We start from the raw sequence: 17329 nt of genomic DNA, 5'->3' as shown, positions 1-17329 counted from the left end.
AAAGGAGTGTGTCTCAGGGAATATGTTTTTTAAAGTCATAGCCCACCTAGTTATTTCTAAATTTTGGAAACAAAAAAAATCCGAGATTTTTTAATCGCATCTAAAATTAAAAACAACAGGCAAAATCAATCCATTTCAGAATCCTTTATTTCTTAGAAAAATCTGACATAAAAATTATTAGTTGCAACCGGAGAAATGATGAAAAGTAAATCCAGAGCGCTGCTTTATAAAATACACTACTCGAGTATCTTCGTTCCTGTTGCACTATCTATTGAATAAATAGGAATATGTGGAAGCTCTTTTCTTATCAAAGACTCCCCTCTACGTTCATTTAAGAAGGTAATCGTCCTATCATAGAAACGCCAACCGAAATCCTCTTTATGTTTCTCATAATCATCAATCCACTCATCCCAGGTAAGTAGTGTAATGGAAGCATCAAATTCATCATGATCTTCCTGAATATGTGGATATATAGAGAGGATGAGCTCTATTAAATTCATACCTCCGTTGGCATCATTGAACATGGAAAGGAATATCATATCTCTACATTCCACCTGTCCAATTAATTGTAATTGCCCCCAAGAAACACCGTGCTTACATAAATACAACAACCATTCTAGAGAAAATTGACTAAAACAATGGGATAGCCAAGCCCTATCAACATAAAAATATTCCACAGACTCATTTGGTACACGACCTATAAGTCGGGTTCGGATTTCCTCAACCATAGGATACGCTTGATCCCAGGTGTTATTTTGAGCATGATCTAATAAAGTTTCATATTCAGATTTAGAAATCACTTTAGAGAAAATCCAGATATAGTGATGAAAAGCTGTATCCAAACGGTGGGTTAATCCCGTACGAGATAACCAATAGACTTCAGGATCCAAATTTTCTGCTTCTGGAAACTCTCTAGGGCCGATCTGAATAAATGTTTTTATGAAATAGAGAGGACAATGTTTTACAAGTAGGTTTTCTAAATCGGGTAATTTAATATCTGCACAGGCCTGCTGTAAACGCTCAAGACCAAATCTCTCTAACTTTACCTGACATGCTTCTGAGGGAAAAGTAAATGTCCCAGAAGATAAACCTGAAATAACAGCACGAAGTTCTTGAAGAGTCAGTCTTTCCTGAATAGTTAGATCATAAACTACTTGAGGGAACTCTTGCTTAATTACTGAAAGGAAGCCCGAGGGAATGGGTAATTTTTCTCGACATGGATGGTATAAACGATATAACGATGTAAGCATCACTCCTGAAAGAGCGAGAGAAATTATTAAACCTAAAACAATGGAAAAATGAGTAAGTCCTAAGATAATAAAGGCTGTAAATGTAGCAGAAAGCGCAAGGAAAACAAGACTCGCTACGGCTAGAGCACATTTATGCAACTTATCTGTTATACAAGGCGTCGTGCTCCTGTCTTTTTTCGTCAGTATCAAGGAAGCATTAGATCCTGGAAGAGGGGAAGTTTGTATAGGATTCATAATCTACACCCTACTTAATCTAATAAATTCGAAAAATTATACCAATTTACATAGGTAAAAACAATCAATAAATCCGTTCGGCACTGTCTGTGAATTAAGGCAGAGAGAGTAGTCGAAATAAATTTAATTCATAATTTTCAGCCATCTCTTAGATTTGCGATCTCCGGTAATAGGATCGTAAGAATAGCAGGGAATTTTAAAGATAATCTGTTTCGTTAAATGATGTTTACTGCGGCTATTTAGAAAGTCTACTATTCCTTCATAATGAGTATGATTTTCATGCTCTCTAATCCACTCATCCCAAGTTAGCAAAGCGATATATGGATCAAATCCTTTTCTATTTTCATCAATACAAGGGGCAATTGTGCTCACTAATTTCATCAGGTTGATTCCCCCTTCCAACCTATTGATCTTATTAAGAAACTTTACATCCTGATAGCGTATTTCTTTGAACAACTGTAGTTGCTTCCAGCTAACACCGTGTTTACACAGGTATAATAGCCAGGGCAGCTTAATACAGGTAAATAGCGCTTCTGTTTCTGTCCAAACATTATCTAGAGGAATATTTCTCATATGTATAAGAATTTTATTGATAACCGTTTTGAATAAATCCTTAACTGCAAACCACGTTCCCTTCTTCGCATGCAACAGCAAAGTTTCATATTCACCTTGAGAGATTACCTGAGCAAGAAACCAAACATAAGGATGGCACACCGTATCCAATCTATCCGATAGACCTGTACGAGAAAACCAGTAGGTAGCGGGGGACATATTTTCTGACTGAGGTAAATCCTTAGGACCTAGTTGGACAAATTTATTCATGAAATAAAACGGACAGTGCTTTAAAAGCAAATTCTCCAAATCAGGAAACTCTATCCCCTCACAGCCCTTTTGCAAACGCTCAAGATCAAACCTTTCTACCTTTTCCCGACATGCTATCGAGGGAAAAGTAAATGTCCCAGAAGATAAACCTGAAATAACAGCACGAAGTTCTTGGAGTGTTAATTCTTTTTCAATAACCAAATCATAAAGCACTTCAGGAAAATGCTTTCTAATTACATAACGAAAACCTTCGGGTATGGGCAATCTTCCATCTCGCGCTGCACAACGATGCAAAATCAGACCCGAAAGTATTCCAGAGAGAATAAAGGATAGCACCAAACATGTAATGATTACAGGCTGAGCTATCCCAAAAGCAACTAGGATGGTAAAAATACCAGAAAGAAATAAGCAACATAGGCTACTGACAAGTAGAGCATTCTTATACAAAGTATCTACAAGGTAACGTATTCCACTATTTTGCTTAACTACTGATAAAGTGGGAGAAACACCTATCACTGTCATAGTATCCAATTATTACTTAACTTCTAAAACATCCAAATACAGCAAGATGCGCTCATCCCTTATCCGAATGATTCTGTGGCGCTTATATACAAAACAAGTATAAAAGTAGAGTTCTATAGATCCTATTCTATTTCTTGATTTTTCCCATCGTCAAAGGGACCGTAATCAAGGGTTCTTCTACCCGTACGATTATCTATAGAATAGCTGGGGCTCCCAGGAATGTCATCGTATTTTAAGATGTGCTTACTCTGTTTATTTAAGAAATTCATAGTCCCTTTAAAGAAACGCCATCTACGATTGTGTTTATTATTCTTATATTCTTGGATCCATTGATCCCAAGTAATCAGAGAAATAAATGGATCGAATTCTTCCTTATTCTCATCAATATAAGGAGCAATGGCATAGATCAATTTTGTGGTCGTCATCCCTCTTGAGGATACATCGAACATGGCTATAAAGTTGATATCCCTGCTTTCAATTTCTTTAAATAACTGTAATTGTTCCCAACAAACTCCATGCTTACATAAATAGAGGAGCCACGTAAAACCTAAACCACCAAGACATGCCTTCAAAGAGTCTCTTTTCGTATCGAAGTATTCTATATCTACAGTGTCTATCAATGCTCCAAGTCGATTACGCAGCTCGCCTTTAACGAAAGTTTCTCGAATTTGATCCCAGGTAGAATCTTTCGCATGACTCAATAGCATTTCGTATTCTTGCTGAGTCACCACATGCGCTAACAACCAGACATAGGGATCAAAGACCGTGTTGCAAGTAGAGGAGAACCCAGTTCTAGATACCCAATAAAGTGCAGGATCCATATTTTCTGCTTCAGGGAACTCTTTAGGACCTAATTGAATGAACTTATTAACAAAATAAAATGGACAGTTCTTCAATAAGATCTTCTCCAAATCAGGCAACTCTATCCCCTCACAACCCTTTTGTAAACGCTCAAGACCAAATCTCTCTACCTTCTTCTGACATGCTATCGATGGAAAAGTAAATACTCCTGAAGATAAACCTAAAAGAACTGCGCGAAGTTCTTGAAGATTCAACCTCTCCTGAACTACTAGCTCATAAATAACTGTGGGAAACTCTCTTTTTATTACTGAAAGAAAACCTGAGGGAAGTACAGGTCGCGTTTCGCGGATATGACGCACCATTAAAACCAGCATCACTCCAGCGACAATGAGAGATATTAATAAACAAGCAAGGATTGCAGGTTGTGTAAATCCACAAGCAACTATAGCGACCATAGCAATGGCAACGATCGAACAAAAAATACTAGTTACAATTAAAGCATACTTACGCAACCTATCTGTTACGCATGATTGAATATTTTGTTTAATTATTGAAGATCCGTTAGAACCAGAATGTGAAGGTATACTTGATGGATTCACAATTCCCTTAAACTATTAAAAATAAACAAACTAAAGGGCGATTATATCATTTTTAAAATTAAGAATCTACGAATAGCTATTCCTATCGAATTCTCTCCCCAGTAGACCTATTCAGGTCATATTTATAAACCTCAGGAAGTCCCTCACCTTCTAATTTTATAAAAATTTTTTTTAATTCTTGTTTAAAAGATCTATAGTACCGTTAAAAAGCTTCCGATCATCTTTATGTCGATTCTTTTCATAATCTTTCATCCATTCCTCTGATAACAGAAGAGCAATTTCCGGATCAAAATCCTGAGACTCTTCCTTCAAGCTGGAAGCAATGACAAATAACAATCGCTGAATATTCAGACCCCTGAATGAATAATCAGAAGCATTCAATAGATTGATACTTTGACTACTTACCTCATTAAATAACTATAGTTGATCCTAACTCACTCCATGCTTACATAAATTTTGTGCATGATGTAGCAATGTTTCATACTCTTCCTTAGAGATAACCCTTGCAAGAATCCAAATAAAAGGATGCAACGCTATGTCAGCATGATCCGACAAACCTATTGGAGATACCCAATACATTTCAGGATCTATATTTGCGGCTTCAGGAAACTCTTTAGGAACTAATTGAATAAAATGGGCAGTTCTTCAATAGAATCTTTTCTAAATCGGGCAGTTGAATTCCCTCACAGGCCTTTTACAAACGCTCAAGACCAAATCTCTCTACCTTCTCCTGACATTTCCTCGAAGGAAAAGTAAATACCCCAGAAGATAAACCTGTAATAACAGCGCGCAGCTCTTGTAGAGTCAATCTCTGCTGAACAATCAACTCGTAAAGGATTTCAGGAAATTCTTTTTTTATTACGTTAAGAAAGCCTGAAGGAAGAGAGGTATCAAAAACCTGTCTTTTATAACTTTGCGCTACCTTTGCCAAAAACACAACGGCAAGAACAACGGAGACCACCGAACATACAATCAACACTGGTTGTATAAATCCACAAGCTAGCGTAATTGCAAATACCGAGGAAAGAGCTAAACAAAAAAAACACCTACTATTAGAGCTGTATTCTTATATAACTTATTCTTAAAAGAGGATTTCACTATAGGCAAAGCAGCGCTGGCATCCGAATGTGAGGGTATATTTGTTAAATTCTTGATATGCTCACTAAGTTATATGATTAGAGGGCACTATGAATTAAAAAACTTCGTTCCTTTTGCAGAATCAGATTCCAAAACTCTCTCACCTGTATGAATATTTGTAGAATATACAGGAGTTTCGAACGGTAGTGGATGCTTTAGAATCTTCCCACTTTTCTTACTTAAAAACTTTAAAGTATTAGCAAAAAAGAAACTAGGTGCTTTTATTTTTTTATATTCTTGAATCCATTCTTCCCAAGTAACTAGAGTAATAAACGGATCGAATTCTTTCTTATTCTCATTAATATGAGGAGCAATAACAAGCATTAACTTCATGGCATTCAAATTCCTAGATGCCAATTCAAATAGAGTAAAGAAATTTATGTATTTGCACTCTACTTCCTTAAACAGTTCCAACTGTTTCCAACAGACTCCGTGCTTACATAATCTTAGTATCGACGCTAAGGGCAGACTCGATAACAACATCTCTCTATCAATAGTAAAACCTTCAACATCTGCAACTTCTATAAATTTTTTAAGTCTAGGATTTAATTCTTTAGCAATAAAAGTCTTTTTAACTTGATCCCAAGTATTATTTTTTGCGTGCATTAATAGCATTTCATACTCTTCCTGAGTGATCACATGAGCTAATACCCATGTATCAGGATCGAAGGCGGTATTATATATAGAATCTAGCCCTGTACGACACACCCAATAAATCTCAGGATCCATATTTTCGGCTTCAGGAAATTCTTTAGGACCTAATTGAATGAACTTATTAACAAAGTACAATGGACAGTTCTTCAACAGAATCTTTTCTAAATCGGGCAGTTGAATTCCCTCACAGGCCTTTTGCAAACGCTCAAGACTAAATCTCTCTACTTTCTCCTGACATGCTATCGATGGAAAAGTAAATGCTCCTAAAGATAAACCTAAAAGAACTGCACGAAGTTCTTGAAGAGTCAGTCTCTCTTGAACTACTAGCTCATAAATAACTGTAGGAAACTCTTTTTTTATTACTGAAAGAAAACCCGAGGGAAGTACAGGTCGCGTTTCGCGGATATGACGCACCATTAAAATCAGCATGACCCCAGCGACAATGAGAGATATTAATAAACAAGAAAGGATTGCAGGTTGTGTAAATCCACAAGCGACTATAGCAATTAATGCAACGGAGGCAATAGAGAAAAATATACTACCTATAATTATAATATGATTGCGCAATCCAATCATCAAATTACGTGCTCTACTCGCCTGTTTAATTACCGATGCAGATTGACGTTGTTCCGAGGAGATCGGGTATCGAGCATTTGGAAGTGGATTCACAAAACCTACCTTACTGTCTAAACTTAAAAGATTTTCACTCTACGATCGCCGCCGTCTCTCTATTTATGTTGCGCTCAGGCAGAGGGGGGATATCTTTATCTGTATCACATTCTCGCAAAATACTTTGACTACGTTTTTTTAAGAGAGTCATAGTCTCATCATAAATACAAAAATCCTTTTTATCCTTATGTAAATCAAGACTTTCCTTCCATTCGCTAAAAGTAAATAAGATTACGTGTGAGTCAAAAGTCTCGATATCACTTTCATTAACATAGGGTGAAATAGAAAAGTATGATTTCATCAAACAAGTTCTTCTATGAGACGTTTCGAATTCATCCATTAGGCTAACACTTGAACAGTCTAATTCTTTAAGTAATTGTAATTGTTCCCAACAGACACCATGTTTACATAGATACAATAACCAGGGGCCACCGACGAGAGATTTCAGCGAACCTTTAGTCAGACCAACCTCTTCGATAAAATAGTTGTCTACACCCTCTCTTACACGAAGTCTTAAGCCCCCAGTTAAATCTTTAATCTGGTCCCAAGTAGAATCTTTCGCATGCTTCAAAAGTGTTTCATATTCTTCCTTAGACACTACTTGAGACAAAATCCAAACATAAAAATTAAAAAATACAACATGACTGTCTGACAATCCTAAACGACTTAACCAATAGACTTCGGGAGGTAAATTAACAGATTTAGGGAACTCTTTAGGACCTAGTTGGATAAACTTATTCATTAAATAAAAAGGACAGTTCTTTAATAAGATCTTCTCTAGATCGGGCAATTGAACACCCTCACAAGCGCTTTGTAAACGCTCAAGACCGAATCTCTCTACCTTCTCCCGGGATCTTTTCGAGGGAAAAGTAAATATCCCAGAAGATAAACCTGAAATAACAGCGCGAAGTTCTTGAAGATTCAATCTCTCCTGAACTACTAGCTCATAAATAGCTGTGGGAAACTCTTTTTTTATTACTGAAAGAAAACCTTCAGGAAGGGCGGGCCCGAATTCACGTCGTATATAACGACGCAAGGATATTGCCAAGAGCACTAGGGTAAGAACCAAAGAAATAACTAAACAGATGATTAAAGCGGGCTGAGCTGCCCCACAAATTAAAGCAATAGCAAATACCGAGGAAAGAGTTAGGCAAAACACACTGCCGACTCTTAGGGCATTTTTACATAACTTATATGTGGGATAACGAAAGCTAGTCCTCTCTTGAACTACTTTAGATAAATGGGGGGGGGGTTCCTGTTAAACGCAAAGCCCAAAGATAACTTGGGCAACGTATGCTTGGGAAAAATAAACCCTCCGTTCCCGACGAGTAGGGAACAGTCGTTACATTAGTTTGTGTAAATCCATCACGATCAAAAAGAGTGGTGACATCTCCAGATACTCTAAAGTGACGTACATTATCTCCCCTGACGTATACGGTTGGAGCAATACCAATCACAAAAATATTATCTGCATATGGAGAATTATCTAACACTTGCTGAACCGCAGCTCCCCCATCTCCGTAAAATATAATTGTATGTCTTCTATGCCGATTCCCTGGATGAGAGAAGAAATGCTGCAAAGAATCTAACAATGCTTGACATAACGGACTAGATCGAGAGAAAACAGGTCTGCGAGACAATCGCGAGCACCAATCTTCTGAGCCTGAATTATACAGCATGCGTACAGCTGTGTTACGCACTTCACTAATGTATAAGGATTCAAGCTGCGCCTCCATTAGAGTTTGAGAGCTACCATTAATGTAGGTAACATCGATATGATGTGCCGCAGGCATTTCTATATTGTCATCAAAAACACTTACGGCTTCAAATACATCTGAGGATTCCGTGACAAACGGTCTAGGACCCCCGTGAATAAATAAATTTACTTGTTCAGTAGTCTGTTCAGGAAAGTGTTGCTCGGTATCGTTAGAATTAATTTCTTGGTCTTCTAAACTGATACTTTCTAGATTCGGACTGCTGCCAAGATCGACAGGCAAAACCATAAAAACATCCAGCCATATAGGCAGATATAGGTATTCATAAACTCTCATGCCAAGAAAAGGATAGTCCCTATTTCCCAACAAGCCTTTGTACTATGCGTAGCACTTCATTCTGTAAAATCAAACCTAGAGATGTTTCCACGACCACATCCCCACACTTTAAAAAATATAATTTCTATAAAGTAGTTAGGATGAACGAACTTACAGACTAGATTTTGCCTGACAATTCGTATCTGTGAAAAAATTGACATAAGTTTTTGATGCATTACTTCTATTTTGTCTACAGCTTTTTTTTAAAATCTCTTGGGTTATAAAATAAAAAAAGTATCTGCGAAGAAAATCACAGATACTTTTATAAGATTGCCAAACTCTGGTGTTTGTTATCATCTCTTGTGCATCACCATATCTCTAGCGTACCTCTCACGCTTCCACGCGAGCTCCTTATCTGTTTTCTCTTTCTGCCAAGCAAGAAGGTCCTTTTTAAAATCCAATTCTTTTTCTCGCATTTCGAGATCTTTATAAGCATATTCCATATCTTTAGAATGGCGATAATAACGCCAGATATTGCCAATCTCATCGAGTTTTTGTAACAAAACATCAAAAGAAAGATTTTCATCACTTAATTCTTCAGAAGACATATGAAGACATGAGAAAATATTTCTACACGCCTGTAGAATTCTCTGCCCAGAGGGAGATTCTTTCATTAACTCTACAGCCTGTTCATTACTTTCTAATTCTATATTCTCGTTCTTACATACAAGAGCAAGATCACGATATAATTCTTGACCCTCCTCGACTAAAACTTGAAACAAAGAATCTAGCTGATCTGCTAGGGCTTCCCTATCGCCGTCACTTATAGAATCAAAACAACAATCCATTCTAGAACTTCGTTTCTCAACAGGTTCTTGGACAGCAGCCTCTGTAGTCTCAGCAAAAATATGACTACAGCATACTAAAGGCAGGAGTGCAGTGGTTAAACTATAAATAAAAAATCTCTTAATCATACCAACTCGTGTTCTTACTTAATTTGAATCAACCCAATCAAATTCATGAGGCAGTATAGGAGATAAAAATCCAAAAAGCAAACAAATGTGTAAAAAAAAACGACCTTAAAATTGTTATAAATAAAAATATAGAAATTAAGATAAATATTAGTAAAAATTAATACATCTTATAGATAAAAAGAGCTCTCACTAATTTCACAAGAGGATTTTCAATACCTGAAATATCTTTTCTTCTCTTTATCTTCTAAAGGATTATGCATGCATAAAATATGTAAAACACAAGAAAGCGATATATAAACTACTGTGATGAACATCAACATAGCATGATGAATAAAGGCAGAGAATCGTGTTAGCCCGATTCTTGATAAAAACTTATAAATTCTATCTAACTTAAGCATTTCTAAAATAAAATTCAGAAAATTCGATTTGCAAATTACCTGACTCTGTTCATTTTTCAGTCCAGCTATAGGTTCAATCGCTTGAACAGGCAACAAAGGAATTTTAGTATGGCGATGCATCTGTAATTAAGTAGAGAAAAAGCGCTAACAAGCAAAGGAAAATGCAGCACAAATCATTTAAAATCAACAGGAAAGAGCTGTTATATTTTGCAATATAACCTATTGAAAATGTGTACTCTCTTTGGTGAAATCTATCCGAGAACCGGCTGATATACTTGTGACCATTGCGACATTTTTTTCACAATGATCGGCAAAGATTCTGCATTTTGCAAATCCCTGAAAGATAGGGGCAAACGCAAAACATTATGAGCAATGTCTTGCTTATACGCGAGTAATGCCTTTATTGCGATAGGATTTGTCGTATGACTAAGCCAAAGAGAAAGCTCTTGCCACAATGAGGCATTACTTTCTTGATAAGGATTATCTACGTAGCTACGCGCTTCTCTTGGCCAACCATTAGACAAAACAGAAATGAGTCCCTGAGCTCCGTATGAATACATTTGCGGCCACAAACCATCATCGCCACAATATAAAATAAGATCGGGATGTATCTGCATATATTCGCGACATTTTTCAACAGACCCTCCAGAATCTTTTACTCCATAAAAGGAAGGATGGGTAGATAATGTACGTACAGTTTCTAAATACAAAGGCGTTCCTGCTCTAGAGGGAATGTTATATAAAATTGCAGGTTTATCCGTAGCATTTAAGAGATGTTCAAACCATAATGTCTGACCGCAAATCCCGGGTTTTGTATAAATAGGACTAGTGATTAAAAAACCCTCAATAGAATAAGCACAGCATATCTTTATCCATTCTAAAGCATCGTTTAGTGAAACACCAGAGACCCCAACAACTATAGGAACCTGGAGCTTCAAAGAACAAGCGAAAGAAACCAGGGCCTCTTTCTCTTTTATTGTTAATGCTAGGCTTTCTCCAGTACTTCCAAGAAGGACAACACTATTTCCTTCTTTTTCTTGAGAACGTAAAATCTTCTCAAAACTTGGGAAATCAATTGCATAATTAGGAAGAAAAGGAGTGACGCACGCGGTGAGTAATTTCATAATGGTTGCTATTATACTACAGAAAACTTCTGCTTAACATAATCATTATGGAGTTGTTCTACAATGTTTCCCGCTAGATTTTCAGGAACTACTAAGCTCAATGCCATGCAACTTTGACAACAGCAAAAAACCGGAGAAGGATAATTTCGTAATTTATCTGTAACAGTAGTTACAACCTTTGTTGAAGCTAATCCAGAACCGATCATAGTAATCAAAGCTAAATCATAAAGCATGTGCACTATCCCTATATCAGATAGCTTGCTATAGAGGTCCTGGATAATTTCTTCAGAAATATCATCGTCATCTGTTGTAAAGGATACTTTCGCATCCTGAGAAGTTATTAAACCAGGAAGAACATGGTAAGTATCTAGTATAGGTAAAATCTTATCTAGGCTAACAGCACCTAAAACACCACAATCTACAGACCATAATCGTTGACGCTGACGTAAGGACAGTGCTTTTACACGGGGTGCATAGCTTACAGTTTTATCCATAGCATAGATCCAAGTACCTCCCTTAGAAACATCGAAAGTCGAGGTTACAAAAATAGGAATCCCTGCACGTACACACGGAGAAAGCATAGGAGGATAGAGAATTTTAGCACCAAAGGTAGCGAGATTCTGCATTTCTTCAAAACTCAACTCTGGAATGAGTTGCGCATCTTCAATGATCCTCGGATCCATAGTATAAATACCGTTCACATCAGTATAAATACGTACTTCTTCAGCATTACTCATTTCAGCAATTAATGCTCCGGAATAATCACTTCCTCCTCTACCCAATACTGTGGTCTTCCCAGAAGTATCTGCTCCTATAAATCCCTGAGTGATATAGCAAATATCACTTTTGAGATTAAGAGCATGCCAATTTTCTCGCATACGCGAAATATCAGGAACTGCACGATGGTAGGCGCCATTTGTCAATATGACAGTTCTTGCTTCTAAAAACTCTATAGGAAAGTTATTACTATCACAGAAAGCTTGAAATAAAGAAGCTGATATATCCTCACCTAAAGCAAGAATTTCAGCTCGATCACTAGGAGAAATTTCTGCTCTATCTACATAACTATCTAACTTTTCTATCCAAGGAGATATGGAAAATGTGAGTTGAAGTTCGTGAATAATTTCATTATGCCGGTTTGCAATATCAAGAATAATTTGTTCACGATATTCACTGGAAACACAGCAAAACATATCTAGTAAATCTGTAATTCCTGCTACAGCACTGACAACAATAAAATGCGGTGTATCTTTACGAACAATAGCGTACACCTTGCGTATACTCTCTGCGGTTCCTAAACTTGTCCCGCCAAATTTATATACTACTGGAGACATGCATATTCTCCAGAATTCTGAAAACAATAATTGTGCATATTCGTCAATAAAGCGCCCGCAGCACCTCGGACAAGATTATGTATCAATACATTCATTTTTATTGTTCGAGAATCGCCCCCATAAGTAATGGGTCCTATATGCACACGCATGTCATCATCTGCAAGATCTTTTCTTGCTTGTGGATGCCAAGGAGAATCATAAAGCTTATACGTACCCGGGAAGACTACATTCCTATGATGATAGCAATTAAGAATGTCCTTTACATCGACAGGATCAAGAAAAGTTATATGTAACGTTAACGTGTGTCCATAAACTACAGGAACACGATGGACAGTAACTGCTATGGGAAACTGTGCGGGTTCATCACATTTCCCTAAAATCTTTAATGTTTCCCTAAGGATTTTTTCTTCTTCTCCCACTATATGAGGAATAGTATTCCCCAAAACATCCATAGAAGAAACTCCAGGATGGCCAGCACCACTTGCCGATTGCAAAGTGACAATATTCACACGATCAATCTTAAATTCCTTCAGGGGAGCTAAAGCTAAAGCAATACCAGAGACACAACAATTAGAATTGGTTATTATCCTTCCTGGGAAAGGCTGCGTAGCAATAAGGCTAAGATGATCCTGATTTATTTCGGGAATAATAATAGGAACCGCAGGATGCATTCTAAAGGCGGACGAATTAGAAAAAATTAATTTTCCCTTAGACAGACAATATGTCTCTAAGGATTCCGCTATTCTTTCCGGCAAGAAGGATACAATAACATCTGATTCGATCTCTTCGATTCTACGAATAGGCACATGGACCATACTTTCCGGCATAGGGCCCAAAGACTCTTGCCAAACACACGCAGAACCATAAGTTTGACTATATTTTGTCTCGGAGGCAACAACTTCACAAATATGCCAAGGAAACCATTTATCCAAGAGAGCTACAAATTTTTGACCAACCAGTCCGGTAGCCCCCAAAACAGCCACACGCATGTGTTGCCTCCTGAAATCATACTATATCATCATTGATAGTGAATGAGAAAGTGGGTTAACAAAACAGCCACTTAATTTAGAGCATCGATAAGACGAAATACGCACTCCTCTTATTCAAAAATCAAGAAATCTTGGAGGCCGCATTGTAATAACGGTTTTGTTTTTTAAGCAAGAACTGTTCGTTCACACAGAAACCTTTAGCCCTACTTCAGGTCCATAACATCCGGGAGGTGGGGATTCATTTAACAGCCAATCTAAAATTCTCAAAACTCCCTCAGCAAAGACCTCACGAGAAAAGACCGTATGCCGTAAAGTGATTTGCTCGTTATCACTGATAAAAGCTATTTCATGCTCCCCGGAAATGTTACCGACGCGTGATGCATGCAATTCAATATTTTTCACGTTGTCACAGCTAGATCCAACACGATATTCTTGCTGCCATTCTTTCTGTTTAGTATCACAAAGAATAGAAACTAATTCATTAGCTGTTCCTGAGATCAAGTCTTTCTTCTTTCTATGATGTACCTCAGTAATACGGATGTCATAGGTATCATCAAAAACACTAGCGAGCAAAGCAGCTAAACGTTTTTGTACGTATGCTCCTAAACTAGTATTTGGACATACAACAACAGGAACACAAGCAGCTAAATCTTCTAATTTTTTATCTATGGATGAAGAAGCTATAGGTTTAGTCGTAGCAAAAATTAAAGGTTTTGGATTACGAAGCAAAGCCGCAAGAAATTCTTCAGAAAAAGATGAGGAAGAAAAATCCACAAGAACATCATTATTCTCTATAACAGAAGATAGAGAATGTGCACTCGTTCTGCAAAAGCCCGGACCTAAAGTAAAGCGTGTGATTGATTGCAATGCTGTGGTGAGCAACGTTCCCATTCTTCCTGAACATCCGATAATACCAACACGCATAAATTCATCTCAAAATGCAGAAAAACACCGTTATTTATAGCTCTGAGAGAGCTTAGCTTTCTCTCGACAAAAATCCTAAAGGACCTTAGAATTTAAATCTCTTTGATTCTTTTCCATGTGAATCATTCTTTAATCTGTAATAATCAATAAACAGAAAGCTTTGTTAACTAAAGTAGCTCCTAAATTATAAAATTCCGATCGTTCATGGCTCATCACATTGCCACAATACTTTCTAAATCTGAAAATCATTCGGACGCCCTCTTAAATTCTCGACTTCCTTTATGGGAAGCTTACTGTCCTCAAGTTTTTTTTGAGTATTTAGAGGCTCTAAATCTAGTTAAAGGCTCCCCTATAGATTTCAATCATATAAATAATATCTTATTATCAAAATCAGGGTTTACATTATCGCCAACACAAGATTATCTCCCTCCGCACAATTATTTATTTGAGTTGAGCGAGAAGCGGTTCCCTATAGCCACACAAATGCGCACCTTGGATGACGACGGATTTTCCGTTCTTCCTGATCTTATTCATGATTTATTTTGCCACGTTCCTTGGCTGCTACATCCCGAATTTATGAAGTTTTTCTCTGCTATGGGGCAGCTATTTATAAAAGCTGTAAGACGAGCAAAAGATATCTATCCCATAGAAGATCAGCCGCGCATCCTTAACAGCAACGCTCTTGCCATTTCACGATGTTTTTGGTTTACAGTGGAAAACGGTCTTATTGAAGAACAGGGACAAAGAAAAGCCTACGGAGCTGCCATATTAAGCTCGACGGAACAATTATCCCACACCTTTAATAACAATGTGTTTGTTTCTCCATTTAAAACAGAACACATTATACAGCGTCCTTGTAATCCAAGTTCTCTACAAACAACATTTTTTATCATTCACGAGTTTAGCGAATTAAATAACATCTCAGAAAAAATGCAATGCTTTCTAGAGGAGGGGCAGCTTGATTTCATTGTTTTTGGCCCTCACGATATATATTATCAAGATATCATCTACTTTTTAAATGACCGTGTCCTCTCATAAAAATAAGATATTTTTTAATCTATCCCTCGCTTTCTCATTAATCCTGATTCTATCGAATCTGGTAGCAGCTTCTAGGCTCGTAGTTACCCCCTACTTCACTATTCCCGGAGGACTACTTTTCTATCCTCTAACCTTTGTGATTTCTAATATCGTTAACGAGATCTTTGGTCCTGAAAAAACGCGACACATGATATTTTCAGCATTCGTTGGCAATATTTTCTGCCTGATATTTCTCCAAATCGTTTCTCTTCTTCCAGCTTCATCCGCAGCAATCGCAGATGCCTGGCATACTCTATTTGATATCAGTCCAATAGCTTTTATTGCCTCGTTTACCGCCTTCTCTGTTTCACAACAGCTGGACATCATTTCCTTTCATTTTTTTAAACGACGCTTTCCCAGATCATCTCCCTGGATACGCAATAACGCCTCCTCCATGCTCTCACAAATGGTGGATACCCTAATTGTTGATCTCGGCGTCGTCTATATAGGAATGCATCTATCCTTTACAAAAACTTTACAAATTATGACCTGCTCATATCTTTATAAAGTTTTCTTTAGCCTAGCTACTACTCCCATTTTTTATATGGGAGTAAGGAGAATATCTAATATTTATAAAGACAATGTAAAAACAAAATACGAGACATTAGTATAAAATAACTAATTATACTTAAAACTAAATGATTTATTTTTCTAAAAGAGTTATAATCTTTGCGAAAAAAATTAAAAAAACAGTTTTATGGCTAATTTCCTTCTTTCCCCGCCAAGTGTCCAATCTGGATCGATCTATACCCTATACAACCCTACTCCCCTGACCCCTCAAGATCAAAGATCCGGGTCTATAGAGAAAAAAACACCTATTACGGGTCCAGGATCATTTGATAATGCTTCATTTTTAAGTAAATTAGCCCGAGTCATTCTCGCTGCTATACTTATTATAGTTACTCTAGGATTAATTCTGTGCTTCATGTCCACACAAAATATCTTAGATCTCAATACTCATGAAATCTGTGTAGATTATGATTATCCTCCGTATTCCCCTTACGGATACGATACAACATATCAAACTACTCCCTATACCCCAGGACCAATGATCGCATTCCCATCTTGGGATCAATCACAAATTTTAGATCAATTCCTGCGGTTATCCGAACACTACACCGACCTGTTTGTTCCACCAGAAACAATGGCAGCTAGCCGTTTTTCTATAGAACGTATGATACTTCAAGACATGCATATGCTTGACTTGAATACGCAAGGGCCCCTAGATCAACCCGATCTTACCCAATGTCGCCACAATGAAATAAGCAATTATCCCCATCTGCAGGGGAGAAATTGTAACAATTTCCGCATATTCGCCTATCCTATGTGGCACCACCCTATGGCTAATAATGAAGATGAAATGGTAACAAGAATGTGGGCGACAATACAAGCAGGTTACGCAGGAATATCTCACTGGACACTAGTCATTGTGAATCTAGATAGAAGAGAGATTCTTTTCTTCGATAGTCTTGCGCATTTTATAGAGAACAATAAGATTGATCCCGCCTTAAAGTCTATTGCAACTAGATTAGGAAACTACCATCTCGATGCTGATGGAGGGCGTTCCCCATTTACTGTAAAAAAGGTTGTCAATACCCCTATACAACAAGATGGTTCATCTTGTGGAATTTGGGTATCCTTATTCCTTGAAAAATATTTAGAAAATCCTGACTATCAAATCCCCGCCATGGGATATAGTCAAACACAAAACTTTATACGAAATTATCTGAATAATCTTGGCCAATAATCTGATTATTCTGATACAGAGCAACACCTATAAATCGAATTCCC

13 protein-coding genes and 2 pseudogenes are annotated in these 17329 nt (G+C 37.3%); 3 read left to right on the top strand and 12 right to left on the bottom strand.

Annotated elements, in window-relative coordinates:
* Nucleotides 1–236: 236 nt before the first annotated feature.
* From O6937_RS04845 to O6937_RS04790, 12 genes and pseudogenes are all read right to left on the bottom strand, one after another.
* Nucleotides 237–1484 (bottom strand): DUF1389 domain-containing protein, encoded by a 1248-nt coding sequence (locus O6937_RS04845; protein ID WP_332390521.1) that lies wholly within the window; start codon nt 1482–1484, stop codon nt 237–239.
* Nucleotides 1485–1607: 123 nt separating this feature from the next.
* Entirely contained in the window at nt 1608–2828 is a 1221-nt protein-coding gene (locus O6937_RS04840; RefSeq protein WP_332390520.1) for a DUF1389 domain-containing protein, read from the bottom strand.
* A 122-nt stretch (nt 2829–2950) separates the two neighbouring features.
* Nucleotides 2951–4228 carry a DUF1389 domain-containing protein gene (locus O6937_RS04835; protein ID WP_332390519.1) on the bottom strand — a complete coding sequence of 426 codons (1278 nt, stop codon included), beginning with the start codon at nt 4226–4228 and terminating at the stop codon, nt 2951–2953.
* A 429-nt stretch (nt 4229–4657) separates the two neighbouring features.
* Nucleotides 4658–5165 (bottom strand): annotated as a pseudogene (locus tag O6937_RS04830) (DUF1389 domain-containing protein).
* Between the two features lie 248 nt (nt 5166–5413).
* The gene (locus tag O6937_RS04825) at nt 5414–6688 is read right to left on the bottom strand and encodes a DUF1389 domain-containing protein (protein WP_332390518.1); all 1275 of its coding nucleotides are present in this window, start codon (nt 6686–6688) and stop codon (nt 5414–5416) included.
* 34 nt (nt 6689–6722) lie between these two features.
* Nucleotides 6723–7847, bottom strand: a complete 1125-nt coding sequence (locus O6937_RS04820; protein WP_332390517.1) for a DUF1389 domain-containing protein — start codon at nt 7845–7847, stop codon at nt 6723–6725.
* Between the two features lie 97 nt (nt 7848–7944).
* Nucleotides 7945–8691, bottom strand: a pseudogene (locus O6937_RS04815) (DUF687 family protein); the annotation flags it as partial.
* Between the two features lie 380 nt (nt 8692–9071).
* Complete coding sequence (locus O6937_RS04810) at nt 9072–9692, bottom strand: hypothetical protein (RefSeq protein ID WP_332390516.1); 621 nt, start codon at nt 9690–9692, stop codon at nt 9072–9074.
* Nucleotides 9693–10341: 649 nt separating this feature from the next.
* Entirely contained in the window at nt 10342–11214 is an 873-nt protein-coding gene (gene dapA, locus O6937_RS04805) for a 4-hydroxy-tetrahydrodipicolinate synthase (RefSeq protein WP_332390515.1), read from the bottom strand.
* Between the two features lie 11 nt (nt 11215–11225).
* Entirely contained in the window at nt 11226–12548 is a 1323-nt protein-coding gene (locus O6937_RS04800) for an aspartate kinase (RefSeq protein WP_332390514.1), read from the bottom strand.
* Nucleotides 12536–13537, bottom strand: coding sequence for an aspartate-semialdehyde dehydrogenase (gene asd, locus O6937_RS04795; protein ID WP_332390513.1), 1002 nt, complete (start codon nt 13535–13537; stop codon nt 12536–12538). The genes O6937_RS04800 and asd overlap by 13 nt, the downstream gene beginning before the upstream one ends.
* Nucleotides 13538–13720: 183 nt before the next feature.
* On the bottom strand, nt 13721–14461 hold the full coding sequence (locus tag O6937_RS04790; protein ID WP_332390512.1) for a 4-hydroxy-tetrahydrodipicolinate reductase: 741 nt from the start codon (nt 14459–14461) through the stop codon (nt 13721–13723).
* Nucleotides 14462–14665: 204 nt separating this feature from the next.
* Here O6937_RS04790 and O6937_RS04785 point away from each other — a divergent pair, with 204 nt between their 5' ends.
* From O6937_RS04785 to O6937_RS04775, 3 genes are all read left to right on the top strand, one after another.
* Complete coding sequence (locus O6937_RS04785; protein ID WP_332390511.1) at nt 14666–15499, top strand: phenylalanine 4-monooxygenase; 834 nt, start codon at nt 14666–14668, stop codon at nt 15497–15499.
* Complete coding sequence (locus tag O6937_RS04780; protein WP_332390510.1) at nt 15480–16151, top strand: queuosine precursor transporter; 672 nt, start codon at nt 15480–15482, stop codon at nt 16149–16151. The genes O6937_RS04785 and O6937_RS04780 overlap by 20 nt, the downstream gene beginning before the upstream one ends.
* Before the next feature lie 84 nt (nt 16152–16235).
* Nucleotides 16236–17285, top strand: a complete 1050-nt coding sequence (locus O6937_RS04775) for a Ulp1 family isopeptidase (RefSeq protein WP_332390509.1) — start codon at nt 16236–16238, stop codon at nt 17283–17285.
* The last annotated feature ends 44 nt before the right edge of the window (nt 17286–17329 follow it).

Source organism: Chlamydia sp. 04-14 (assembly GCF_036632095.1).
Taxonomy (GTDB): Bacteria; Chlamydiota; Chlamydiia; order Chlamydiales; family Chlamydiaceae; genus Chlamydia.
The sequence above is the reverse complement of the archived record's forward strand: the minus strand, read 5'-3'. Positions and strand labels throughout refer to the sequence as shown.

Coding starts and splice junctions, on each gene's coding strand:
- O6937_RS04840 (WP_332390520.1), bottom strand. CDS start 2,828: ATGACAGTGATAGGTGTTTCTCCCACTTTATCAGTAGTTAAGCAAAAT.
- dapA (WP_332390515.1), bottom strand. CDS start 11,214: ATGAAATTACTCACCGCGTGCGTCACTCCTTTTCTTCCTAATTATGCA.
- O6937_RS04810 (WP_332390516.1), bottom strand. CDS start 9,692: ATGATTAAGAGATTTTTTATTTATAGTTTAACCACTGCACTCCTGCCT.
- asd (WP_332390513.1), bottom strand. CDS start 13,537: ATGCGTGTGGCTGTTTTGGGGGCTACCGGACTGGTTGGTCAAAAATTT.
- O6937_RS04845 (WP_332390521.1), bottom strand. CDS start 1,484: ATGAATCCTATACAAACTTCCCCTCTTCCAGGATCTAATGCTTCCTTG.
- O6937_RS04790 (WP_332390512.1), bottom strand. CDS start 14,461: ATGCGTGTTGGTATTATCGGATGTTCAGGAAGAATGGGAACGTTGCTC.
- O6937_RS04785 (WP_332390511.1), top strand. CDS start 14,666: ATGGCTCATCACATTGCCACAATACTTTCTAAATCTGAAAATCATTCG.
- O6937_RS04800 (WP_332390514.1), bottom strand. CDS start 12,548: ATGTCTCCAGTAGTATATAAATTTGGCGGGACAAGTTTAGGAACCGCA.
- O6937_RS04780 (WP_332390510.1), top strand. CDS start 15,480: ATGACCGTGTCCTCTCATAAAAATAAGATATTTTTTAATCTATCCCTC.
- O6937_RS04775 (WP_332390509.1), top strand. CDS start 16,236: ATGGCTAATTTCCTTCTTTCCCCGCCAAGTGTCCAATCTGGATCGATC.